This window comes from Plastoroseomonas hellenica, assembly GCF_018129085.1.
Lineage (GTDB): Bacteria > Pseudomonadota > Alphaproteobacteria > Acetobacterales > Acetobacteraceae > Plastoroseomonas > Plastoroseomonas hellenica.
Map to the genome: position 1 here is coordinate 1 of NZ_JAAGBB010000033.1, position 22,643 is coordinate 22,643.

Consider the following 22,643-nt stretch of genomic DNA (forward strand, 5'->3'; position numbering starts at 1 on the left):
AGCCCAGGCCGTGCTGCCCGACCTCGCGGCGCTGCGCGAGGCGGTGGAAGCCGCCCGCGCCGCCGCCGTGGCCGCGCGTGCCGAGGAGCTCTCCGCGCGCGGCCACGAGGCTGCGTTGGTGCAGGAAGGCACGCGCATCGCCGCGCGCCGCACCACCATCGCAGCCGAGGTGGAGGGCTGGGGCGGCCGGGCCGCCGATGCGGTCCAACGCCTGGCCGAGCTGCGTCACCGTGCGGAGGAGGCGGGCGCCGAACGCGACAGCCTCGCCCCGCTGCCGGAGGAAGCCGCTTCCCGCCGCGCCGCCGCCGGCAGTGTCCTGGCCGAGGCGGAGGCACGCCATGCCGAAGCCGCCGCCGCGCTCGGTGCCGCCGAGCGCGCCGAGCGGTCTGGATCGGAAGCCCGCCGCGCCGCCGATCAGGCATTCGCGGCCGCGCGCGAACGCATGGTCCGCGGCATCGCCGCGCTGGAAGCCGCGGAAGCCGCTGCCGCCGCCGTCGCGGAACGCGTCGCCGAACGCCTCGGCGAAGGCGCCGAGCTGCCCGACCCGCCGGAGGAGCTCTCCGACGCCGCCGAGGAAAAGGCCCGTCGCAAGGTCGAACGCCTGGTGCGCGAGCGGGAGGAGATGGGCCCGGTCAACCTGCGTGCCGATATCGAGATGGCGGAGACCGAGACCCGCATCGGCGACATCACCCGCGAGCGCGACGAGATCGGCTCCGCCATCGCCAAGCTGCGCGGCTCCATCGGCCACCTGAACCGGGAGGGACGGGAGCGGCTGCGCACCATCTTCGACAAGGTGGATGCCGAGTTCCGCAACCTGTTCAGCCGGCTGTTCGGCGGCGGCCGGGCGCATCTGGCGCTGGTCGGCAGCGAGGATCCGCTGGAGGCGGGGCTCGAGATCTATGCCGAGCCACCGGGCAAGAAGCTCGCGACCTTGAGCCTGCTTTCCGGCGGCGAGCAGGCGCTGACCGCCCTGTCGCTGATCTTCGCGGTGTTCCGCTGCAACCCGGCGCCGGTCTGCGTGCTGGACGAGGTCGATGCGCCGCTCGACGACGCGAATGTGGAGCGGCTCTGCGACCTGCTCGACGCCATGGCGGCGGAGAGCGGCACCCGCTTCCTGATCGTGACCCACCATCCGCTGACCATGGCGCGCATGCATCGGCTCTACGGCGTGACCATGCAGGAGCGCGGAGTGTCACGGCTGCTGTCGGTCGATCTCGGCGCGGCGGTCGCGCTGGCGGAAGCCTGAGCGGTGGCTTGAGCATGATGCGCTCGCAAGCGCTCATGCCTCATGCTCCAGCCCTTTGTTTGATCGCGTGATTCGGACTTTTTGGCGATTCCGCCTCAAATCATCACGCTCTATCCGCCAGCCATCTCCACCCGCCAGCGCGCCGAAGCGATCGGGTGCGCCTTGGCGAGCCCGGCCAGGATGCGCTCCAGCGTGGTCGCGGCGGCGGTCTCGACCGTCAGCGCAGCCTTGACCTCGGCCGTGCCGCCGGCGAGCAGATTGCCTTCGAGGTCGCGCAGCCGGACCCCCGCCGCCGCTTCCACCGCGGCCGCCAGCGCTGTGCGGAGCGCGGGCAGCGAGGCGGCGTCGCAGATGATCTGCAGGCGGTAGCTGCCGCCACCCCGGTCGGGCGGTAGCGGCGTGATGCCAAAGCCGCGCTCGATCATCCGCCCGAGCGGGCGCAGCACGAGGTTCACCGTCAGCACGAAGCCGGTGAGCAGCGCTGCATTGGCGAAGGCGCCGAATCCGGCCAGCACCCCGACCGCGGAGGCGCACCAGAGGGTCGCTGCGGTCTTGAGCCCCTTCACATCCCCGCCCTGGCGGAAGATCAACCCTGCGCCGAGGAAGCCGATGCCGGTGACCACCTGCCCGGCGATGCGGGTCGGGCTGTTGTCGCCGGCGACGAGTTGGGAGCACAGCACGAATCCGGCCGATCCCAACGCCACCAGCACGTTGATCCTGAGCCCCTCATAGGGGTGGCGCCATTCCCGCTCGATGCCGATCACGACGCCGAGCACCATCGCCGCCAGCAGATTCAGCGCCGATTGTTCCAGGCCGATCGTCATCCGCGCTGCCATGCTCCCCTGCCGGCCATCCTGCGATGCGTGGCGAAAGCGCCGCAAGACGCCGAATATTCCCGGCCCTTGCTTGACACTCGCGCGGGGGAACCGTAGGAGCCCCGTGCCTTCCGGGGGGTTTCCGCGGGGGGGGCACACGTGGCGGAAGACAACGGTTTCGAGAAGCGGCTGAAACAGGCCAGGGCCCGACAAGGGCTCGATCCGGCGCAGAAGACGCGCGGAGGCCTGCCGAGCGGCAGCACTTGGGGCGTCGGGTTCCGCGCGGGGGTGGAGGTGGTCTCGGCGCTGATCGTCGGGGTCGCGCTGGGGGTGATCCTGGATCGCTGGCTCGGCACCTGGCCCTGGCTCTTCCTGGTATTCTTCGTGGTGGGCAGCGTCGCCGGGGTCCTGAACGTCTATCGCCTGTTCACCCCGCGGAGCGGCGCTGATCGGACGCGCAGGTAGCGCACAGGATTGGAGAGGCTCGCGTGGCAGTCGAAGGCAAGACGATCGATGCGCTGAGCCAGTTCGAGCTGACGCCGGTCCTCGGCGCGGTCGGGCGCTCGATCGGCTTCAGCCAGTCGAACATGCACATGCTGGTCGCCGGGCTGTTGATCGTGGCCCTGCTGATGGTCGGCATGCGGGCCCGCGCGGTGGTGCCGGGCCGCCTGCAGGCCTCCGCCGAGACCATCTACGAATTCGTGCAGAACCTGGTAGTCGGCCAGGTGGGCGAGGAAGGGAAGCGCTTCTTCCCCTTCGTCTTCACGCTCTTCATGTTCGTGCTGTTCGGCAACATGCTGGGCCTGCTGCCCTACGCCTTCACCTACACGAGCCATATCGCCGTCACCTTCGGCCTGGCCTTCATCGTCTTCGTGCTGATCACCGTGGTCGCGCTGGCCAGGCACGGCATGCACTTCTTCAGCTACTTCTTCCCGCAAGGCGCGCCGCTCTGGCTGGCGCCGATCATCATCCCGGTCGAAGTCGTCTCCTATCTCTCGCGTCCCGTCAGCCTCTCCATCCGTCTCTTCGCGAACATGGTCGCGGGGCACGTGATGCTGAAGGTGTTCGCGACCTTTGTCGTGCTCCTCGGCGGTCTCGGCGTGATCGGCCCCTTCGTGGCCGCGCTGCCGCTCGCCGTGAACATTGCCCTGGTTGGGTTCGAAGTCCTGGTGGCCTTCCTGCAGGCCTATGTCTTCGCCATCCTGACCAGCATCTACCTGCACGACGCCGTGCATCTGCACTGAGCGTCAGCGGATCTGGATCAACCGGAGAAACGGAAGGACATTCTCCATGGAAGTCGCTGCCGCGAAGGCCCTCGGGGCTGGCATCGCCGTCATCGCGCTGTTCGGCGTGGGCCTCGGCATCGGGAACATCTTCTCCTCGCTGATCACCAGCGTGGCGCGGAACCCCGGTGCACGTGATGCCGTGTTCCCCATCGGCATCCTTGGCTTCGCGCTGACGGAAGCAGTGGCGCTCTTCGCGCTGCTGATCGCGTTCCTCATCCTGTTCGCCTGACCCGGGCGGCGCGCCCCACCGGGCGCGCCAGGCCGGCCTGAGGGGATCCCCTCACCGAGGCGATAAGGAGGCGGGGCGATGCCGCAGCTCGATTTCGGCAATCCGTTGATGATCAGCCAGATCGTCTGGTTGATGATTATCTTCGGCCTGCTTTACTTCATCCTGTCGAACTACGCCCTGCCGCGCGTCGAGGCCGTGCTCGAGGATCGCCGCGCGCGTATCGCGGCGGACCTGGATGCGGCACGCGCGGCGAAGGCGGAGGCCGATACGGCGCTCGCCGCACATGCCGAGGCGACCGCCAAGGCCCGTGCCGAAGCCCAGGCCGCGATCGCGGCGGCGACGGCCCAGGCCCATGCGGAAGCCCAGGCGCACGCCGATACGCTCAACGCCAAGCTGAACGCGCAGATCGCCGCTTCCGAGGCGCGCATCACCGTGGCGCGCGATGCCGCCATGGGCGCGCTCCGCCAGGTGGCGAGCGAGACGGCGGAAAGCCTGGTGGCGAAGCTCACCGGTCGCGCCGATCCGGCGGCCGTCGGCCGGGCCGTGGACACGGCGCTGGCCGCACGCGCGGGGAGCTGAGCCATGGAACACCATTACGAGCATTTCTGGCTGGACCCGAAGTTCTGGGTCGCCGTCAGCTTCGTCATCTTCGTCCTCCTCGTCGGCCGCATGGCCTGGGCCAAGATCACCGAAGCACTCGACGGCCGTGCTACCCGCGTCCGCGCCGAGCTTGACGAAGCCGCACGCCTCCGGGCCGAGGCGGAGGCCATGCGCAAGCAGGCCGAGGCCGAACGGGAGGCCGCGCTGCGCGAGGCCGAGGCGCTGATCGCCCGAGCTCGTGCCGAGGCCGCACGCCTGGCCCAGGCGACCGCTGAGGAAGCGGAAGCCGCCGCCGCCCGACGCGAGCGCATGGCGATGGACCGGATCGCGGCCGCCGAGGCCGGGGCGATTGCCGCAGTGCGCAACGCTGCCGCCGAGGTCGCGGTGAACGCGGCGCGCCAGGTGATCGCGGAGCAGGTGGACGCGGCGGCGGATGCCGCGCTGATCGACGCCGCCACGGCCGACCTGCCGCGGGCACTGCGCGCCGCCTGACGGTACACAATCGCTGAACGGATCACGGGGGCCTCGCGGCCCCCGTTTTCGTTTCAGAGCCTGTTTGGGAATGGAGCGGCGGAGGGCCGGCAAGGGATTTTTCGTCCCTGCCGTGGCGGCTGACGCAGCCGATGCTGGTGGCATCGGCGAGGAAGACGGCGCGGCAGGGGCGGAAAAGACCCGCCGGACCGACCCGCAGCATTCCCAAACAGGCTCTCAGAGTGCTTCCCGATGCCGGGTCTTGCCGGTAGCGTTCAGGAATAACCAGAACGCGACAGGGAACATCATGCGACGTCTGACGCTTGCAGCCGCCTTCCTCGCGGGTTCCACCCTCGCCGCCCATGCCCAGGGCAACATCTTCCGTTGGGCCAATGACGGCGACGTCAATTCCATGGATCCCTACACGCGGCAGGAGACCTTCCTGCTGTCCTTCAATGCGAACATCTACGAGCCGCTGGTCCGCCGGAACGCCCAGATGGCGGTGGAGCCGGCGCTGGCCGAGCGGTGGGAGATGGTCTCGCCGACGGTCTGGCGCTTTCACCTGCGCCGGAACGTCCGTTTCTCCGACGGCACGCCCTTCACTGCCGACGACGTAGTGTTCAGCGTCCAGCGTGCCCGTGCCCCCGGTTCCAACATCCAGGGCGTCCTCGCCTCCGTGAAGGAGGTGCGGCGCGTCGATGACCACACGGTCGATTTCGAGACCACCAACCCGAACCCGATCCTGCTCCAGGAGATCACTAACTGGGGCATGTTCTCCCGTGCCTGGTCGGAGCGGCACAACGCCGTCCGCCCGGCCGACCTGACCACCCGGGAGGAGAATTTCGCGACCCGCAACGCGATGGGCACCGGCCCCTTCCTGCTGCAGAGCCGGGAGCCGGACCGCCGCACCGTGCTGGTGCCGAACCCCAACTGGTGGGACCGCCCGACCCACAACCTGACCCGCGCCGAGCTGAACATCGTCTCCAACGACGCGACCCGCGTCGCGGCGCTGCTCTCCGGCGAAGTCGATTTCGTCTATACGGTGCCGCCCCAGGATGTGGAGCGCATCCGCCGCACCAACGGCGTCTCGGTAATTCAGGGCCCCGAGCTCAGGACCATCTATCTCGGCTTGGACCAGTCCCGGCCGGTGCTGCTGAAATCCGATGTGCGCGACCGCAACCCCTTCCAGGACGTGCGCGTGCGCCGCGCCATGCAGCTCGCGATCGACACCACCGCGATCCAGCGCAGCGTCATGCGCGGGCAGTCACGGCCGACCAACCTGATCTACGGCCCCGGCGTGAACGGCTTCAGGGAAGAGGACGACCAGCGCCCGGCCGTCGACCTGGCGCGCGGCCGCGCGCTGCTGGCCGAGGCCGGCTATCCCAACGGCTTCGGCGTCACGCTCGACTGCCCGAACGACCGCTACGTGAATGATGAGGGGATCTGCACCGCCGTCGTCGCCATGCTGGCCCGCATCGGCGTCCGGGTGACGCTGAATGCGCAGACCCGTGCCCGCTTCTTCGCCGAGGTGAATGCGCCGGGCTTCAACACCAGCTTCTACCTGCTGGGCTGGACGCCGGCGACCAGCGACGCCCACAACGCGCTGTTCAACCTGGCCGGCACCCGCGATGGCACGCGCGGCGTCTTCAACAATGGCGGCTATTCCAACCCCCGCTTCGATGCGCTGGTCGACCGCATCGCTGTGGAGACCGACCAGGCGGCGCGGCAGCGGCTGATCACGGAAGCCGCGGGCGTGATCCGCGACGATGTCGGTTATATCCCGCTGCACCAACAGCAGATCGTCTGGGCGGTACGCCAGGGCTGGCACGTGGTGCAGACTGCGGACAACTACTTCCAGCTTCGGCACGTGCGGTTCGGGAACTGAGGGAGAGCAGGCGCCTCGGTCGGGGCGCCTGCTTCCCGTCACAGGGCGATGTCGTAGGTGATCCACATCGTCCGCGTCGCCACCCGGTCATACACACCCCGGCCGCGGTAATTGTCATCGGCGGTGATCCAGCGGATCACGTTCCAGCCCTTCTCCCGCCCGATCTCCGACAGCCGCGCGATCAGCGCATCCGCGACGCGGGTACCGCGCGCGGCGGGATCGACGAAGAGATCGTCGAGGAAGCCGCCATAGCCGGCGCGCAGAGGCCGGGCATAGGGACGGTAATGGGCCAGGCCAATGGCGCGGCCCTCGGCATCCTCGGCCACCAGCGCCTTCACCTCATGTGCGGGGTCGTGGATCCAACCCCAGACGGTGGCGCGCATCTCCGGCGTCTGCTCGACCTTGTAGAAGGCTGCGTAGCCTGCATAGAGACGCTCCCAGCCTTCCCGATGGCGCTGTTCCAGGGGCACAATCCTGACGGCGCTCATCGCGGCGTCACCGCGATGCGGCCGGCGGCGAGCAGGCCCAGATAGAGCGTGCCGATATGGCTCGCATGCGCGACCATGCCGCGCGGCAGGCCCTCCAGCAGCTCGGTGATGGTCGGCGTCTCCACCTGGATGTCCTCCGCTTCGTCCAGCCGCTGCGCGCCCGTCGGCCGGGCGTTGCGCGCGAACAGGAAATGCACGCGGTTGGTCGCGTGCGCCGGGTCGTTGAAGGGCGCCGCATAGGGGATGAAGTCCTCCGCGGTATAGCCGGTCTCTTCCCCCAGCTCGCGCTCGCCGGCGCGCATGATCGCGCCTTCCCCGTCCTCGTCGACGATGCCGCCGGGAAGCTCGAGCAGCGCCTCCGCAGCGCCGGGACGGAACTGGCGCACCATCACGACGCGGTCATCCGGGGTGATGGCGACCACATGCACCCAGGGCCGCCAATGCAGCATGTACCAGGGATCGAGCGAGACGCCGCGGCCGGTCTCCCAGGCCTCGGCGCGCAAATCGATCCAGCGGTCGCGCACCAGCGACCGCTCGCCGGTTTTGCGCCAAGGCCGGACGCCTTCAGTGCGCGGCCCGGTCAGCGCCGCGGCACCGAGATCATCGGGCGCGCTCATTCCGCGGCCTGGAGGTGATGCGCCTGCGCGTATTCCTCGAGCGGCCCGCAGGTGCAGATCAGGTTGCGGTCGCCATGGACATTGTCCACGCGCTTGACCGGCGGCCAGTATTTGTGGGCGCGCACATAGGGCAGCGGGAAAGCCGCCTGCTCGCGCGAATAGGCATGCGGCCAGGCATCCGCCATCACCTCGGCCGCGGTGTGCGGCGCGTGCTTCAGCGGGTTGTCGGCGCGGTCGGCCTCGCCGCGCTCCACGGCGCGGATCTCGGCGCGAATCGCGACCATCGCCTCGATGAAGCGGTCGAGCTCGTGCTTCGGCTCGCTCTCGGTCGGCTCGACCATCAGGGTTCCGGTGACCGGCCAGGACATGGTCGGCGCGTGGAAGCCGTAATCCTGCAGCCGCTTCGCGATGTCCTCGACCAGCACGCCGCCGCCCTGCTGGAAGCCGCGGCAATCGAGGATGCACTCATGCGCCACCATCCCGCGGGCGCCCTTGTAGAGCACCGGGAAATGGCCATCGAGGCGCTTCGCGATGTAGTTCGCGTTCAGGATCGCGACCTGGGTCGCGCGCCTGAGGCCTTCTGCGCCCATCATGCGGATATAGGCGTAGCTGATCGGCAGGATGGCGGCGCTGCCGAAGGGGGCGGCGCTGATGACGGTGTCGCTGGTCGCCGGTCCCGCCTCCGCCACCAGCGGGTGGGAGGGCAGGAAGGGCGCCAGCTCCGCGGTGACGCCGATCGGGCCGACGCCCGGCCCGCCGCCGCCATGCGGGATACAGAAGGTCTTGTGCAGGTTCAGGTGACACACGTCGGCACCAATACGGGCCGGGCTGGTCAGCCCCACTTGCGCGTTCATGTTGGCGCCGTCCATGTAGACCTTGCCGCCCTTCGCGTGGATCAGGGCGCAGATCTCCTGGATCGCCTCCTCATAGACGCCATGGGTCGAGGGGTAGGTCACCATCAGCGCCGCGAGGCTGGCCGCATGCTGCTCGGCCTTCGCCCTGAGGTCGTCGAGATCGACATTGCCGTCGCGGTCACAGCCGACGACCACGACCTTCATCCCCGCCATGACAGCGGATGCCGGGTTGGTGCCATGCGCGGAGGACGGGATCAGGCAGATGTCGCGATGCGCATCGCCGCGCGACAGGTGCCAGGCGCGGATCGCCAGCAGCCCCGCATATTCGCCCTGGCTGCCGGCATTGGGCTGCAGCGACACGGCCGCAAAGCCGGTGATGTCGCAGAGCCAGCCAGCAAGCCGCCGCACCAGCGTCAGATAGCCCTGGGCCTGATCGGTCGGCACGAAGGGATGGATATTCGCGAAGCCCGGAAAGGTGATCGGGATCATCTCCGCCGTCGCGTTCAGCTTCATGGTGCAGGAGCCGAGCGGGATCATGCTGCGGTTCAGCGCCACATCCTTGTCTTCGAGGCGCTTGAGATAGCGGAGCATGGCATGCTCAGCATGGTGCGAGTTGAAGACATCTGCGGTCAGGAAGGGGGTCCGGCGCGCAAGCGCATCGGGGATGCCGCCGGCGGCCTCGCCGAGCGGCGCCGGCGTACCGCCCACCTCGGCGAAGACTTCGGCCAGCGCATCCAGATCGGTGCGCGTCACCGTCTCATCGAGGCTGATGCCGACGGCGCCGCCCTCGAGCCGCGCCAGGTTGAAGCCGCGCTTCAGCGCCGCCGCGATCAGCGCCGGCGCGCGGTCCCCGCATTCGACCGCGATGGTGTCGAAGAAGGCCTGGTGGCGGAGCGTGAGGCCGGTGCGCGCCGCGGCGCCGGCCAGCAGCCGCGCCTGCAGGTTCACGCGGCTCGCGATGCGCTTCAGCCCCTCCGGCCCGTGCCAGACCGCGTACATGCTCGCCATCACCGCGAGCAGCACCTGCGCGGTGCAGATGTTGGAGGTCGCCTTCTCGCGCCGGATATGCTGCTCGCGCGTCTGCAGCGCGAGGCGCATGGCGGGTGCGCCGGCGGCATCGATGGAGACACCGACCAGCCGCCCCGGCATCAACCGCTTCAGCCCGTCCTTGACAGCCATATAGGCGGCGTGCGGGCCGCCATAGCCCATCGGCACGCCGAAGCGCTGGGTGGAGCCAACCACCACATCCGCCCCCATCTCGCCGGGCGGCGTCAGCAGGCAGAGCGACAGCGGGTCGGCCGCGACGATCGCGAGCCCGCCCACCGCCTGCACCGCGGCGATCTCCGGCGCGATGTCGCGCACCTCGCCGGTGGTGCCGGGATATTGCAGCACCAGCGCGAAGGGCTTTTGGGCCGCGACCACGGCCGCGATCTCGGCGACGGCGGCGAAGCGGACCTGGAGGCCGAGCGGTGCCGCGCGCGATGCCAGCACCGCGCGGGATTGCGGATGCAGGTCGTCAGCCCCCAGGATCACGTCGGATTTGCCGCGGGTCGCGGCATGGGCGATCGCCATCGCCTCGGCGACCGCGGTGCCTTCATCGAGCAGGGATGCATTGGCGACGGGGAGGCCGGTGAGGTCGGTCACCATGGTCTGGAAATTGACCAGCGCCTCCAGCCGCCCCTGCGCGATCTCCGCCTGGTAGGGCGTATAGGCGGTGTACCAGCCGGGATTCTCCAGCACGTTGCGCAGAATCACCGGCGGTGTGTGGGTGCCGTGATAGCCGGTGCCGAGCAGCGGCTTGATGTCGCTGCGGTTCTCTGCGGCGAGCGCGCGCAGTTCCGCGATCGCTTCCGCCTCGGTCGCGGGCGGCGGCAGGGCATCGAGCGCCTTGCCGGCGATGGCCGCGGGCACGGTCTTCGCCGCGAGCGCTTCCAGGCTCTCGGCGCCGACCACTTTCAGCATGGCGGCGATCTCGGCATCGTTCGGGCCGATATGCCGGCGCGCGAATTCCGCGCGGTCCTCCAGCGCTTCAAGCAGATCCAGATCGCTTTCCGTTTGGCGCGACCGATTCAGATCTCCAGGCCCTTCGGCCTTCCGATCATCGGACGCGCTCACGCCTCGCTCTCCACGACGCGCTGATAGGCCGCCTCGTCGAGCAGGGCGGCGAACTCGGTGGAATCGGCGACCTCGATGCGGAAGAACCAGCCGCCGGCGGTCGGCTCGCTGTTGATCAGGCCTGGATTGTCCGCGAGGCCCGCATTCACCTCGACGATCTTGCCGGCGAGCGGCGCATAGACGTCGGAGGCGGCCTTCACGCTCTCGACCACCGCGCAGGCCTCGCCGGTGGCGACCTCGCGGCCGACCTCCGGCAGTTCGACGAACACCACGTCGCCGAGCGCATTCTGCGCATGGTCGGTGATGCCGACGGTCGCGGTGTCGCCCTCGAGGCGCACCCATTCATGGTCCTTGCTGTACCGGGTCTCGGCCATTGGTCGGGTCTCTCTCGTTCAGCGTGCGTAGCGGTGGGGTTGGAAGGGCATGGCGGCGACGCGGCAGGGCAGCGCCTTGCCGCGCACCAGGATCTCGAGGGCGGTGCCATCGGCGGCGTAGTCGCTGATGACATAGCCCATGGCGACCGGGGCGTTGACGGACGGGCCGAAGCCGCCGGAGGTCACCTCGCCCACCGGCACGCCATCCGCCGCCTGGATCACGCTATGGGCGCGGGCCGGCTGGCGGCCTTCGGGGCGGAGCCCCACGCGGAGGCGCTTCGGCCCATTGGCGAGCGCATCGCGCACCACGGCGGCGCCGGCGAAATTCCATTCCGTGCGGCGGCGCTTGCCGATGCTCCAGACGAGGCCGGCTTCGACCGGGTTGGTGGTGGCGTCGATGTCGTTGCCGTGCAGGCAGAGCCCGGCCTCCAGCCGCAGCGAGTCGCGCGCGCCGAGCCCGGCCGGCAGCACGCCGTCGAGCTTCAGCAGGGCGCGCGCCACCTCCTCCGCCCGTTCGCCGGGGATCGAGATCTCGACCCCGTCCTCGCCGGTGTAGCCGGAGCGGCTGATGATGGCGTGCACGCCGAACAGCGTCGTCTCGGCGACGCCCATGAAGGTGAGCGCCGCGACGCCGGGCGCGTGGTCCGCGATGGCGGCGACGGCTTCCGGCCCCTGCAGCGCGAGGAGCGCGCGATCTTCCCGCCGCTGCAGGCGGAGGCCCGGCGGCAGATGCGCCGCGATGCGATCGAAATCGGCGTCCTTGTTGGCGGCATTGACGATCAGGAACAGCCGGTCGGTGCCTTCCGGCGTCGGCAGGTTCGTCACCATGAAGTCGTCGAGGATGCCGCCGGCATCGCCGGTCAGCAGGGCGTAGCGCTGGCGGTGCGGCTTCAGCCCCAGCACATCGGCCGGCGTCAGCGCCTCCATCGCCGCGGCGCCGCCCACCCCCATCAGCTCCGCCTGGCCCATATGGGAGACGTCGAAGAGCGCGGCGCGGGCGCGGCAATGCAGGTGCTCGGCCATGATGCCGGCCGGGTACTGCACGGGCATGGCATAGCCCGCGAAGGGCACCATGCGGCCGCCGAGCTCGCGGTGCAGGTCGGCCAGCGGCGTTTCGCGCAGGACAGGAGTCTCTTGATCGGCCACGGTTCCTCCGGCCGCGCGCAGCGGCGGTGGGGGTTTCAGTCCGTGGCCCCCCTCTGTCCTGTGACCTGAGAGATTCGGCGGCTGCCTTGGCCGGGGCCGTATTCCCGGGGGCGGCGACGCCTTACTCCTTCGGTGCCGGCGCCGATCCTGCGCCGATCTTTCCAGAGGTCCCTTCCCCGCGCGGCCCATTTTGCCTGAGCGTTTCCGGGGGCCGGTTGCGCCTTCGGCGGCGGCGCCCTTCCCCGACGGGGCTGCACCGCTCTCTCCCGCGCAGGATCAGCGGGACCTGCTAGATGCCCGAGACCCGCCGCAGGCGCAACCTATTCGGAGGCCCAGGTGCCGGCGGCCGCATCCGCGGCCTTGGCTAACGCGCTGCCGGGTGTGCGCCCGGCGCGGCTGATGGTCCGCGCGCGGGGCCGCATTCGCGGCCCCGGAGCATCGGCTTCGCCTCGCTCCGCAGAGACCAGTAGCGGCCTGGGCCGTGGGGGGAACGGCGGCTTCGCTACCTGATCAGCGGGCTCCCCGGCGCCGGTTGTAGGCCAGTTCCTCCGGCGTCAGCCGGAAGGAGATGCGCACGTTGAAATTCGCGGCATTCCGCCCGTCGCTGTTCGGGATCGTCAGCCGCACCCGTTCGCCGGGCACGTTCCCGCGCGAGACATTGGCCGGGAAAACGGCACGGGCGGTGTAATCCGCCTGATCGAGGATGCGCGTGTCCTCGGCATCGCTGACCGCCACGAACCAGGGCAGATCGGCTGGCACGCCGCCGCTGGCCGGGCCGCGCTCCACCTCGAAGCGGGGCGTGATATCGACCGCGACGTTGCGGCCCCGGTCGGTGAAGTCGCAGCGCGCATCGAAGCCCGTGATACGCGCGTCATAGGACATGACCGACAGGTCCTGCCCGGCGCCGGGGCGGAAGCGGGTCAGGTCCGCCCCCTCCCGCAGCAGGGTGATTCGCGGGCATGGCGCCTGCCGTGGCGTCTCGGAGGAGCCGCAGGCCGCCAGCAGCGCGGCACCCGCCAGCGCCAGACCCATCACGAACCGCATCAGCATCTCCCTCTTTGCCCATGCGGGCGCCATCTCTACTGTGCCGGCCGACGCGGCCTGCCGGCAAGCCGTGCCCCCAGGACCCATGCTCAAAACGATGACCGTTCCGAAACCCAGGCTAACCGCGCTCCTCGCCGGCCCACGCGGCTTCTGCGCCGGAGTGGACCGCGCGATCAAGATCGTCGAGGAGGCGCTGAAGTGCCACGGCGCCCCTGTCTATGTCCGGCATGAGATCGTGCACAACCGCTTCGTGGTGGAAGGCCTGAAGCGGCAGGGAGCCGTCTTCGTCGAAGACCTCTCCGACATCCCCGATGACGGCCAGCCGGTCGTCTTCTCGGCCCATGGCGTGCCGAAATCGGTGCCGGCCGAGGCGCAGGCGCGGCAGATGTTCTTCCTCGACGCCACCTGCCCGCTGGTCAGCAAGGTGCATCGCCAGGCCGAGATCCACCACAAGGCCGGGCAGCACCTGCTGCTGATCGGCCACAAGGGGCATCCGGAAGTGGTCGGCACCATGGGGCAACTGCCGCCCGGCAGCATCACCCTGGTCGAATCGGTGGAGGATGCGGAGACGATCGCGGTCCCGGAAGGGGTGAAGCTTGCCTACACCACCCAGACCACGCTTTCGGTCGATGACACCGCCGAAATCATCGCTGCCCTGCGCGCCCGCTTCCCCGCGATGGAGGAGCCGCTGAAGGAGAGCATCTGCTACGCCACCACCAACCGCCAGGCGGCGGTGAAGGCGATCGCGGAGCGGGCGGAGCTGGTCGTGGTGGTCGGCGCGCCCAACTCCTCCAACAGCGTCCGGCTGCGGGAAGTCGCGGCGCGTGCCGGCGCCCGGCAGGCGGTGATGGTGCAGCGGGGTGCGGAGCTTGATCTGGCGCTGCTCGACGGCGTCTCCACCATCGGCATCACCGCCGGCGCCAGCGCGCCGGAAGTGCTGGTGGAGGAAGTGCTGGCGCGGCTCGCCGAGCGCTTCGACATCGTCACGGAAGAGGTGACCGTCGCCATCGAGGATATCGTCTTCCGCGTGCCGCGTGTGGCCGCTGAGTAATGGCTGTCTATACGGAAGTGACGGACGAGGCGCTACGCGCCTTCCTGTCCGAATACGCGATCGGCGCCCTGGTCGCCTTCCGCGGCATCGCGGAGGGCGTCGAGAATTCCAATTATGCGCTGAAGACCGATGCCGGGGATTTCATCCTCACGCTCTATGAGCGGCGCGTGGACCCGGAAGAGCTGCCGTACTTCCTAGGTCTGATGGACCATATGGCGGCGCGTGGCCTGTCCTGCCCGGTGCCGGTGAAGGGCCGCGACGGCCGGGCGCTGCGCGAGCTCGCGGAGCGTCCTGCCGCGATCTGCACCTTCCTGCCCGGCGTCTGGCCGCGCCGCGTCAGGGTGGAGCATTGCGGGCCGCTCGGCGACGCCCTGGCCGCGATGCATGACGCGGCGGCGGATTTCCCGATGCGGCGGCCGAACACCCTGGGCCCTGCCGGCTGGGCGCCGCTGCTCGACCGCTGCCGCGGCGGCGCGGAACCGGTGCCGGGGTTGGTGGCGGAGCTCGATGCAGCGCTCGCTGGCATTCTCAGCGACTGGCCTTCGGCGCTGCCGCTCGGGCAGATCCATGCCGACCTGTTTCCGGACAATGTCTTCTTCATGGGCGCGAATGGCGGCCCGCCTGTTGTCTCCGGCCTGATCGACTTCTATTTCGCCTGCACCGACCTGCTCGCCTATGACGTCGCGGTCTGCCTCAACGCCTGGTGCTTCGAGCCGGACCTCGCCTTCAATGTCACCAAGGCCCGGGCGCTGCTCGGCGCCTATCGCGCGCGGCGGCCGCTGACCCAGGCAGAGATCGCGGCGCTGCCGGTGCTCTGCCGCGGGGCTGCGATCCGCTTCGCGCTGACGCGCCTCTTTGACTGGGCGAATACGCCGGCCGGCGCGCTGGTGACGCGCAAGGACCCGATGGAGTATGTGCGGCGGCTGCGCTTCCATTTGGCCGCGACCGGGCCCGAGGCCTATGGCATCTGACGCCGATACCGCGCCCGCACCGGCGGCGGAAAAGCTGGTCGAGATCTGGACCGATGGCGGCAGCAAGCCCAATCCCGGCCCGGGCGGCTGGGCGGCGATCCTGCGCTTCGGCGATGTGGAGCGGGAGCTCTCCGGCTACGCCGCCGCCACCACCAACAACCGCATGGAGCTGACCGCGGCGATCATGGCGCTGGAGGCGCTGAAGCGCCCCTGCCGCGTGGTGCTGCACACCGACAGCGAATATGTGCGCAACGGCATCAGCCGCTGGATCAACGGCTGGGTGCGCAACAACTGGCGCAACGCGGCAAAGGACCCGGTCGCCAACATGGAGCTGTGGCAGCGCCTGTTGGCGGCCGCGAAGCCGCATCAGGTCGAATGGCGCTGGGTGCGCGGCCATGCCGGCGACATCATGAACGAACGCGCCGACAAGCTGGCGACGGCAGCGCGGCAGGCGGGCGGGTAGCGCAGACTTCGGTCGGCGCGCTCACAATGGAAGAGGGGCGGATCCGCCCGGATCCGCCCTTTTCAGCCTCTGAAAGCGCCAGTCACTCGCCGGGGTCGGTGTTGTACTGCTGGTTCTGCTGCTTGATGAAGGACTCGTCCGAGTTCCCCCCAAGCATCGTGGTCGACGACGACGATGTCCCCCGAGTCCGAGCATCCTCGCCGACGAAGGCTGCCATCGCCGTACCCGCCACGCTCAGGGTCGATGCGGCCAGCACGGCCGCGATCAGAAAACGCTTCATGAGACGCATCCTTTCAATCGGCGCCGCCCATTCGGGCCGGTCACCAGGGCGACCATTCAGCAAAGTCGAGCTCAAAACCCTGTCCTGGTGCCGCCCCTGCGGGATTTATCAGGCATCAGGTCAAAACCGTCAGTATGCGAGAAGATGATCGCCAGATTACTTCCAGGTTAACACTGCACAGACCTAATCGCCTACTGAACGGCACCAAACTTCACCAATGGCCAACTCGCCGCAGGCGCCGATCGCCTTCGGCTCATCATTGATATGGCGCCGCCGGGACGCCAGCGCAAATCAGCGCAGACATACACCAATTGCATGATCACATCGCCTTGCATGCTATTGTACTGAACCGATCAGTCCAGTTTTGACGAACGCCCCGAGGCAGACACTGTTCGGGCGGGCGCGAGTGCCCGGAAGTCGCCATGGCCCCGCTTGGGAGGCCCGCGTCCCGGAATGCACCCGCGTTCAGGCGAGGATGGCGCCCGGCAACCGCGTCCCGCGCCGGATCGCCTGGAACAAGGCGGCCGCACCCGCCTCGCCGAGCACTGGGGCCACCAGCTCATGGAACTTCGCATCCAGCTCCGGATCCGTCAGCGGATCCTCTGGGTCGCCCTTACGCGTCGGCTGCTCGTGGTCGAAGACCCGGCCATCCCGCAGCTCGAGGCGGATGCGCGCAGCGCGCCGGCCGGGATAGGCATCCGCGAGATCCGGCGCCAGGCTGACCGATACCTTCGCCATGAAGGCGCGCAGCAGCGGATCCGCCAGGCGCGCGGGCGCGAAGGCATCCAGGCGCACGGCGCCATGGTGCAGCAGGGCGGCGACGCAGAACTGCGTGCTGAAGCGCGCTTCCTGTTCGGTTGCCACCGCTGGCCGATCGCACATCTCCACCGTGGCGCGATAGCCGGCGATGTGGATGCGCGAGACTTCCTCCGGCAGGAAGGGATGCCGCGCGCGCAGAGCGAGCAGCCCGTCGAGCGCCGGGAAGATATGCCCGCAGCAGCCGTGATTCTTGAAGGTGATCGCCCCAATCACGAAGCGCTCGCCGAGGTCCTGCAACGCCTGCTCCCAGCGCCCGGTGCCGTCGCTGGTCGCCGCGGCGAAGCCGACCGGGCCGTGCAGGACGTCCGGCGCCCCCGTCACCCCGCCCGCCGCCGCGCGCGCGGCGAGGATTCCGGCCTCGGCGGCATGGCCGGGATGCATCGGCTTGCTCATCCCCTCGCCGCGGAAGGCCTGCTGCAGCCCGCCCGCCATGGTCGAAGCCAGGGCGATGGCATGCGCGATGCGCTCGGCCCCGCAACCCAGCAACAGGGCTGCGGCGGCGGCGGCGCCGATGGTGCCGACGGTCGCGGTGGTGTGCCAGAAACGGTAATGGCTGGGCTGTATGGCGAGCGCGACGCGCCCGCCGACCTCGTACCCCGCCGCCATCGCGCGCAGCAGCGCATCCATGCTGGCCCCTGAGGCCTGCGCGACAGCGAGCGCGGCAGCAATGGTCGGGCTGCCGGGATGCAGGCCGGAATCGCGGTGGATGTCGTCGAACTCCACCGTATGGCTGGCGATCGCATTCAGCAGGGCGGCGTGGCGTGGCGATCCCAGCCCGCCATCGACATAGCAGACCGCCCGGCCATCGCCCCGTTCATCGGCCAGGGCTCCGGCCAGGAGGGTCGCCGGGGCAAGCCGCGCCCCAGGCAGCATGGCCGCGAACCAATCCAGCAACGCCCGGCGCGCATGGTGTTCCAGCCCTTCGGGTCAGGGCCTCTCCCGCCAGCCCGCCGCATGCACTGCCAGGGCATGCAGCGGATTGCCGGTCACCGCAGCACCGCAAGGCCGTCGACGGCCCGCGCGCCCTGCCCTTCGGGCAGGACGAAGAGCGGATTGATCTCCGCCTCGAGCAGGCGGTCCCCGGCGGCACCGGCCATGGCGGCGAAGGCCATCACGGCATCGACGAGGGCATCGATGTCCGCGGGCGGGGCGCCACGATAGCCGCGCAGCAGGCGCGCCGCCTTCAGCTCATCCACCATAGCCTCGGCATCATCGCGGGCGATCGGTAGCAGGCGCAGCGTCGTGTCCTGGAACAGCTCCGCCGCCACGCCGCCGGCGCCGAGCAGGATCACCGGGCCGAGCTGCGGGTCGCGGTGGAAGCCGAGGATCATCTCCACGCCGCCGCGGATGCGCTCCTGGACCAGGAAGCCTTCCGGCACCGGCGCACCGGCGCGGCGCAGGCTTTCCAGCATCGCGCTGCAGGCGTCCGGCACCTGCGCCGCGGTGAGTCCCACCCTGACGCCGCCGATGTCGCTCTTGTGCGCGATGGCGCGGGACAGGATCTTCAGCACCACCTCGCCGCCGAGCCGCGCCGCCGCCGCCGCGGCCTCGGCCTCGTCGGCGGCCGCATGCTCCCGCGTGACCGGGACGCCGAAGCGGGCGAAGAGCGCCTTGCTCTCGGCCTCGTTCAGATTGCCGGACGGCAGGCCGGCCAGCACGCCCTCATCGGCGGGTGTCTCGGCCGGCACCGGCGGCACGGCGGGCCGACGGAGCGCGCGCAACAGAGTCGCGCAGCTCTCCGGCGTCGCGAAGGCCGGGATGCCTTTCTCGTTCAGGAGCCGCACCAGGTGGGGCGCATGCGGGCTGACATAGGCGAGCACCGGCTTCTCGCTGCGGCCCTGGCATTCGACGATGGCACCCGCGACGATGTCCGGCCGCGCCAGCGCGGAGGAGCCGATCACCACGACCACGGCGTCGTAGCCCGGGCTTTCCAGCAGCGCGGTGATGGCGCCGCGGAACAGCTCCGGTTGCAGCCCGGCCAAGGTCACATCCACGGGGTTGCGGCCGATCGCCGCCTGATCCTCGTTCAGCAGCGTCGCCAGCCGCTCCGTCGTCGCGTCGTCGGGCGGCGGCACCTCGATCCCGCCGAGGCCGCAATTGTCGGCCAGCAGCGTGCCCGCGCCGCCGGTCGAGGTCAGGATCGCGACGCGCCCGCCCGCCATCCGCCGTCCCGTCACCAGCGCCGCGGGGATGTCGAGCAGGTCGGTGAAGCTTTCGGCGCGGATCACGCCGAGCTGGCGGAACATGGCGTCGTAGACGCGATCGGCACCCGCCAGCGCGCCGGTATGCGAGGTGGCCGAGCGCGCGCCCGATTCCGAGCGGCCGACCTTGTAGATCACGATCGGCTTGCCGAGTGCCGCGGCGCGGCGCGCGGCGCGCTTGAACGCCTCCGGCCGCCGCAGCCCTTCCATGTAGACGGCGATGACGTCGGTTGCCGCGTCGTCGATCAAGTGCTCGATGAGGTCGGTGCTGTCGAGATCCGCTTCGTTGCCGGTGGAGACCAGCTTGGCGAAGCCGATGCCGCGATCGGCGGCGCGGGAGAGCAGGGAGCCGAGGATGCCGCCGCTCTGCGACACGACGGAGATGCGCCCGGCCGGAAGCTCGCCCACCTCCAGCGCGCCGGTGGCGGAGAGCATGATGCCGTCGGTGAGGTTCACGAGCCCGATGGTGTTCGGACCGAGCAGGCGCATGTTGCCCGCCGCGGCCTTCAGCGCCTGCTGGCGGCGGCCGCCCTCCTCATTCGCTTCACCATAGCCGCTTGCCAGCACGATTGCGGCCCGACAGCCGCGCGCCGCGAGGTCGCGCACCGCCGCCTCGGCCCGGTCGGGGCCGAGCAGCACGATGGCGGCATCCGGCGCCCCCGGCAGCGCGGCGACATCCGGGTAGCAGCGCAGCCCGGCGATGGTCTCCGCGCGCGGATTGACCGGCCAGATCTCCCCCTCGAAGCCATGCTTCTGCAGATAGGCGACGGGACGCCCGGTCATCTTGCCGGCATCGGCGGAGGCGCCGACGACGGCGACGCTGCGCGGACGCAGCAGGGCGCCGACCGCGTTCATGTCCCCTCTCCCTTCTGCTTGGCCGCCCTTCGCTGTGCGACGCCTTCGAGGAAGGCTGCGACGGATGCCTGATGCTCGCGCGTGCTGTAGCAGATGGCCTGCGCCTGGCTGCCCATGGCGAAGACCTGCTCGACGCTGAGCTCGAATGTCTGATCGAGGATGCTCTTGCTGAGCGCCAGCGCCGCGGGCGCGCCGCGGCTGAGCTCGGCGGCCCAGGCGCAGGCATCCTCCAGCAGGGTCTCCGCCCCGGTCACGCGGTCGATCATGCCGAGGCGCAGCGCTTCGTCCGGCGCGACGCTGCGGCCGGAGAAGATGAGCTCCTTGGCGCGGGAGAGGCCGACGCGGCGCGGCAGGAAATACATGCCGCCGCCATCGGGGATGAGGCCGCGCAGGATGTAGGTCATGGCGAAGCTCGCAGCGTCCGAGGCCATGACGAAGTCGCAGCAGAGCGCCACGTCGCAGCCGAGCCCGGTCGCGGCGCCGTTCACCGCCGCGATGGTGGGCTTGGGCAGCGCATGCAGCATGGCGATGGCGTGGTGCGTACGCTGCTGGCGGCGCCAGCCGTTCAGCGCCACCTCACCCGGCGGTACCGCGAGCCGCGCCTGCATCGACTTGACGTCGCCGCCGGCGCAGAAGCCCTTGCCGGCGCCGGTGATCACCAGGGCGCGGATGGAATCGGTGCGCGCCACATGGTCCAGCGCGGCCACGAGATCGGCCCGCATCGCGTCGTCGATGGCGTTGCGCGCGGCCGGGCGGTTCAGGGTCAGCACGGCGACCGGGCCATCGGCCTGCAGCAGGATGGCGTCGGAGGCGGGATCGGCGGGGGTCATGCGGTTGGTTCCCATGTGGCTTGGGCGGCGGCGTTCAGCGGCCGCGGAAGGGGTGCGCCGGCGCGCCAGGCCCGCAGGCATTCCACCGCACCTTCGCAGTAGAAGCGGAAATTCTGCCGGGTGACGTAGCCGAGATGCGGCGTCAGGATCGTGTTGGGCGCACGGCGAATCGGGTCGTCGGATGCCATGGGCTCGGGGTCGTGCGTGTCGATCGCCGCGCCGCCGAGCTGGCCGCCTTCGAGTGCGGCGATCAGCGCCGCCTGGTCCACCAGTGGCCCGCGGGCCGTGTTCACCAGCAGCGCCCCCGGCCGCATGAGACCGAGTTCCGCGGCGCCGACGATGCCGCGCGTCGCCGGCCCGAGGCCGAGATGCAGGGTGACGATATCGGCCTCGCGGAACAGCCCGTCCTTGTCCGTCAGGCGCGCACCGGCGGCCTCGGCCTTCTCCGCCGTCAGGTTCGGGCTCCAGGCCAGCAGCCGCATGCCGAAGGCGCGGCCGATCGCCGCCACGCCGGCACCGATGCGGCCGAGCCCGGCGATGCCGAGCGTGGCGTCTTCCAGCCCGAGGCCGGTGCCCTGCTGCCAGCCGCCCTGCCGCAGGCGCTGTTCCTGCTCCGGGATGCGGCGCGCCAGCGCCAGGATCAGGCCCCAGGTCAGCTCCACGGTCGGCGAAGCGCGGGAATTGGTGCCGCAGACCGCGATGCCGCGCACCGCGCAGGCATCGAGGTCCAGGATGCGGTTGCGCATGCCCGCCGTGACGATGAGGCGGAGCGCCGGCAGCCGCTGCAGCAGGCTGGCCGGCACCGCGCTCCTCTCGCGGATCAGCACCAGCGCGTCGGCGCCCTGCAAGCGTTCCGCCAGCTCGGCTTCCGGGAAGTGGGATCGGAAGATCTCGACCGGCATGCCGGACCAGTCCGCGGCGCCGGACACGGCGTCGCCGTAATCATCCAGCACGACGATCCGGCTGAGAGGCGGCCGCGCCATCACTCGGCCCGGATGTTGGTGCGGGTCACGACCTGCTGCCAGCGCTGCCGGTCGCGCTCGATGAAGCTGCCGAAATCCTGCGGCGCCGTGCTCGGCTCCACCTCCACGCCCTCCTCCGCGAGCCGCTGCTGCACGGCGGCATCGGCAAGCGTGGCGTTCAACGCGGCGTGCAGCGCGCCGATGCGCTCGGCCGGCACGCCGGACGGCGTCAGCAGCCCGTACCAGGTGGAGGAGACGACGTCGGAGAAGCCCTGCTCCACCGTGCTCGGCACCTCCGGCAGGATCGCGAGCCGCCGCGGCGCCGCCACCGCGATGGCGCGCAGCCCGCCGGATGCGATGTGCGGCCTGAGCGGCGCCGCGGCATTGGTGAGGATCTGCACGCGGCCGGCGAGCACATCCGTGATGGCGGGCCCGGTGCCGCGATAGGGCACGTGCTCCATCTCGGCGCCGAAGACCAGCGAAAGCAAGGCGCCCAGCAGATGGCCCGTGGTGCCGGCGCCGGGGCTCGCATAGGAGAGCGGCACCCGGGACCCGCGCGCCAGGTCGCGCAGCTCGCCCATCGTCGTCGCTGCGACCCCGGGATTGACCGTGATGACGTTGGGCGCGGCGCCGAGGAAGCCGATCGGCGTGAAGTCGCGGATGATGTCGTAGGGGATGCGCGGCTGCACCAGGCTGCTGATCAGGAAGCTGCCGCTGCCGCCGAGCAGGAAGGTGTGGCCATCCTTCGGCGCGCGCGCGACGACCTCATTGCCCAGTATCCCGCCAGCGCCGCCGCGGTTCTCCACCACGATCGTCTGCCCGAGGCGCGCGCCCATGCCTTCGGCGATCACGCGGCCCACGATGTCGTTGCTGCCCCCGGCCGCGAAGGGGATGACCATGCGGAGCGGCCGGTCGGGGAACGGCGCGGGCTGTGCCGCTGACGGCCGGGCCAGGGCCGCTGATAGTGCGGGGATCAGCATGAGGGCGGTGCGGCGCTGCATCGTGGCGGTTTCCTCCGGCAAGTGTCTCGCTCGGCAAGGC

The 22,643-nt window shown here is 70.3% G+C and carries 22 protein-coding genes, 1 pseudogene and 1 riboswitch; of the genes and pseudogenes, 10 read left to right on the forward strand and 13 right to left on the reverse strand.

Annotation, left to right across the window (positions count from 1 at the left end):
• Nucleotides 1–1,246: pseudogene (locus GXW71_RS23250) on the forward strand (chromosome segregation protein SMC); the annotation flags it as partial.
• 110 nt (nucleotides 1,247–1,356) lie between these two features.
• Here GXW71_RS23250 and GXW71_RS23255 read toward each other — a convergent pair.
• Nucleotides 1,357–2,070 carry an MgtC/SapB family protein gene (locus tag GXW71_RS23255; protein ID WP_211855082.1) on the reverse strand — a complete coding sequence of 238 codons (714 nt, stop codon included), beginning with the start codon at nucleotides 2,068–2,070 and terminating at the stop codon, nucleotides 1,357–1,359.
• 150 nt (nucleotides 2,071–2,220) lie between these two features.
• Here GXW71_RS23255 and GXW71_RS23260 point away from each other — a divergent pair, with 150 nt between their 5' ends.
• From GXW71_RS23260 to GXW71_RS23285, 6 genes are all read left to right on the forward strand, one after another.
• Nucleotides 2,221–2,526 carry an AtpZ/AtpI family protein gene (locus tag GXW71_RS23260; protein WP_211855083.1) on the forward strand — a complete coding sequence of 102 codons (306 nt, stop codon included), beginning with the start codon at nucleotides 2,221–2,223 and terminating at the stop codon, nucleotides 2,524–2,526.
• A gap of 23 nt (nucleotides 2,527–2,549) precedes the next feature.
• Nucleotides 2,550–3,305 (forward strand): F0F1 ATP synthase subunit A, encoded by a 756-nt coding sequence (locus tag GXW71_RS23265; protein ID WP_211855084.1) that lies wholly within the window; start codon nucleotides 2,550–2,552, stop codon nucleotides 3,303–3,305.
• A 46-nt stretch (nucleotides 3,306–3,351) separates the two neighbouring features.
• Nucleotides 3,352–3,576, forward strand: coding sequence for an ATP synthase subunit C family protein (locus GXW71_RS23270; protein WP_133221840.1), 225 nt, complete (start codon nucleotides 3,352–3,354; stop codon nucleotides 3,574–3,576).
• 78 nt (nucleotides 3,577–3,654) lie between these two features.
• Complete coding sequence (locus tag GXW71_RS23275) at nucleotides 3,655–4,155, forward strand: F0F1 ATP synthase subunit B family protein (protein WP_211855085.1); 501 nt, start codon at nucleotides 3,655–3,657, stop codon at nucleotides 4,153–4,155.
• A 3-nt stretch (nucleotides 4,156–4,158) separates the two neighbouring features.
• The gene (locus GXW71_RS23280) at nucleotides 4,159–4,668 is read left to right on the forward strand and encodes a F0F1 ATP synthase subunit B family protein (protein WP_211855086.1); all 510 of its coding nucleotides are present in this window, start codon (nucleotides 4,159–4,161) and stop codon (nucleotides 4,666–4,668) included.
• A 286-nt stretch (nucleotides 4,669–4,954) separates the two neighbouring features.
• On the forward strand, nucleotides 4,955–6,532 hold the full coding sequence (locus GXW71_RS23285; RefSeq protein ID WP_211855087.1) for an ABC transporter substrate-binding protein: 1,578 nt from the start codon (nucleotides 4,955–4,957) through the stop codon (nucleotides 6,530–6,532).
• Nucleotides 6,533–6,570: 38 nt separating this feature from the next.
• On the opposite strand, the gene GXW71_RS23290 is transcribed toward GXW71_RS23285, so the two are convergent.
• The 6 genes from GXW71_RS23290 to GXW71_RS23315 all read right to left on the reverse strand — a co-directional run bounded on the left by GXW71_RS23290 (nucleotide 6,571) and on the right by GXW71_RS23315 (nucleotide 13,170).
• Nucleotides 6,571–7,020, reverse strand: a complete 450-nt coding sequence (locus GXW71_RS23290) for a GNAT family N-acetyltransferase (protein WP_211855088.1) — start codon at nucleotides 7,018–7,020, stop codon at nucleotides 6,571–6,573.
• Nucleotides 7,017–7,637 (reverse strand): NUDIX hydrolase, encoded by a 621-nt coding sequence (locus GXW71_RS23295; RefSeq protein ID WP_211855089.1) that lies wholly within the window; start codon nucleotides 7,635–7,637, stop codon nucleotides 7,017–7,019. The genes GXW71_RS23290 and GXW71_RS23295 overlap by 4 nt, the downstream gene beginning before the upstream one ends.
• Complete coding sequence (gcvP, locus tag GXW71_RS23300; RefSeq protein WP_456315993.1) at nucleotides 7,634–10,564, reverse strand: aminomethyl-transferring glycine dehydrogenase; 2,931 nt, start codon at nucleotides 10,562–10,564, stop codon at nucleotides 7,634–7,636. The genes GXW71_RS23295 and gcvP overlap by 4 nt, the downstream gene beginning before the upstream one ends.
• Before the next feature lie 38 nt (nucleotides 10,565–10,602).
• Nucleotides 10,603–10,980, reverse strand: coding sequence for a glycine cleavage system protein GcvH (gene gcvH / locus GXW71_RS23305; RefSeq protein WP_211855090.1), 378 nt, complete (start codon nucleotides 10,978–10,980; stop codon nucleotides 10,603–10,605).
• Nucleotides 10,981–10,998: 18 nt separating this feature from the next.
• Nucleotides 10,999–12,126 (reverse strand): glycine cleavage system aminomethyltransferase GcvT, encoded by a 1,128-nt coding sequence (gene gcvT, locus GXW71_RS23310; protein ID WP_367617353.1) that lies wholly within the window; start codon nucleotides 12,124–12,126, stop codon nucleotides 10,999–11,001.
• 171 nt (nucleotides 12,127–12,297) lie between these two features.
• Nucleotides 12,298–12,405: riboswitch (glycine riboswitch) on the reverse strand.
• A gap of 231 nt (nucleotides 12,406–12,636) precedes the next feature.
• Complete coding sequence (locus GXW71_RS23315; protein WP_211855092.1) at nucleotides 12,637–13,170, reverse strand: hypothetical protein; 534 nt, start codon at nucleotides 13,168–13,170, stop codon at nucleotides 12,637–12,639.
• Nucleotides 13,171–13,267: 97 nt separating this feature from the next.
• Between GXW71_RS23315 and ispH the strand changes: the two genes are divergently transcribed.
• Genes ispH through rnhA form a run of 3 tightly spaced genes read left to right on the forward strand, consistent with a single transcriptional unit; the run spans nucleotide 13,268 to nucleotide 15,655 of the window.
• On the forward strand, nucleotides 13,268–14,221 hold the full coding sequence (gene ispH, locus GXW71_RS23320; protein ID WP_211855093.1) for a 4-hydroxy-3-methylbut-2-enyl diphosphate reductase: 954 nt from the start codon (nucleotides 13,268–13,270) through the stop codon (nucleotides 14,219–14,221).
• A complete protein-coding gene (locus GXW71_RS23325) occupies nucleotides 14,221–15,192 on the forward strand; it encodes a homoserine kinase (RefSeq protein WP_211855094.1) in 972 nt (323 codons plus the stop codon). The genes ispH and GXW71_RS23325 overlap by 1 nt, the downstream gene beginning before the upstream one ends.
• Nucleotides 15,182–15,655, forward strand: a complete 474-nt coding sequence (rnhA, locus tag GXW71_RS23330; protein ID WP_211855095.1) for a ribonuclease HI — start codon at nucleotides 15,182–15,184, stop codon at nucleotides 15,653–15,655. The genes GXW71_RS23325 and rnhA overlap by 11 nt, the downstream gene beginning before the upstream one ends.
• A gap of 82 nt (nucleotides 15,656–15,737) precedes the next feature.
• Here the strand turns inward: rnhA and GXW71_RS23335 are convergent, their stop codons facing one another.
• The 6 genes from GXW71_RS23335 to GXW71_RS23360 form a co-directional block, all read right to left on the reverse strand.
• Complete coding sequence (locus GXW71_RS23335; protein WP_211855096.1) at nucleotides 15,738–15,935, reverse strand: hypothetical protein; 198 nt, start codon at nucleotides 15,933–15,935, stop codon at nucleotides 15,738–15,740.
• A 465-nt stretch (nucleotides 15,936–16,400) separates the two neighbouring features.
• On the reverse strand, nucleotides 16,401–17,672 hold the full coding sequence (locus GXW71_RS23340; protein ID WP_408902003.1) for an MmgE/PrpD family protein: 1,272 nt from the start codon (nucleotides 17,670–17,672) through the stop codon (nucleotides 16,401–16,403).
• Nucleotides 17,673–17,740: 68 nt separating this feature from the next.
• On the reverse strand, nucleotides 17,741–19,810 hold the full coding sequence (locus GXW71_RS23345) for an acetate--CoA ligase family protein (protein WP_211855097.1): 2,070 nt from the start codon (nucleotides 19,808–19,810) through the stop codon (nucleotides 17,741–17,743).
• On the reverse strand, nucleotides 19,807–20,640 hold the full coding sequence (locus GXW71_RS23350) for an enoyl-CoA hydratase/isomerase family protein (protein WP_211855098.1): 834 nt from the start codon (nucleotides 20,638–20,640) through the stop codon (nucleotides 19,807–19,809). The genes GXW71_RS23345 and GXW71_RS23350 overlap by 4 nt, the downstream gene beginning before the upstream one ends.
• Entirely contained in the window at nucleotides 20,637–21,623 is a 987-nt protein-coding gene (locus GXW71_RS23355) for a D-2-hydroxyacid dehydrogenase family protein (RefSeq protein WP_246526820.1), read from the reverse strand. The genes GXW71_RS23350 and GXW71_RS23355 overlap by 4 nt, the downstream gene beginning before the upstream one ends.
• Complete coding sequence (locus GXW71_RS23360) at nucleotides 21,623–22,603, reverse strand: Bug family tripartite tricarboxylate transporter substrate binding protein (protein ID WP_211855100.1); 981 nt, start codon at nucleotides 22,601–22,603, stop codon at nucleotides 21,623–21,625. The genes GXW71_RS23355 and GXW71_RS23360 overlap by 1 nt, the downstream gene beginning before the upstream one ends.
• Nucleotides 22,604–22,643 lie beyond the last annotated feature (40 nt).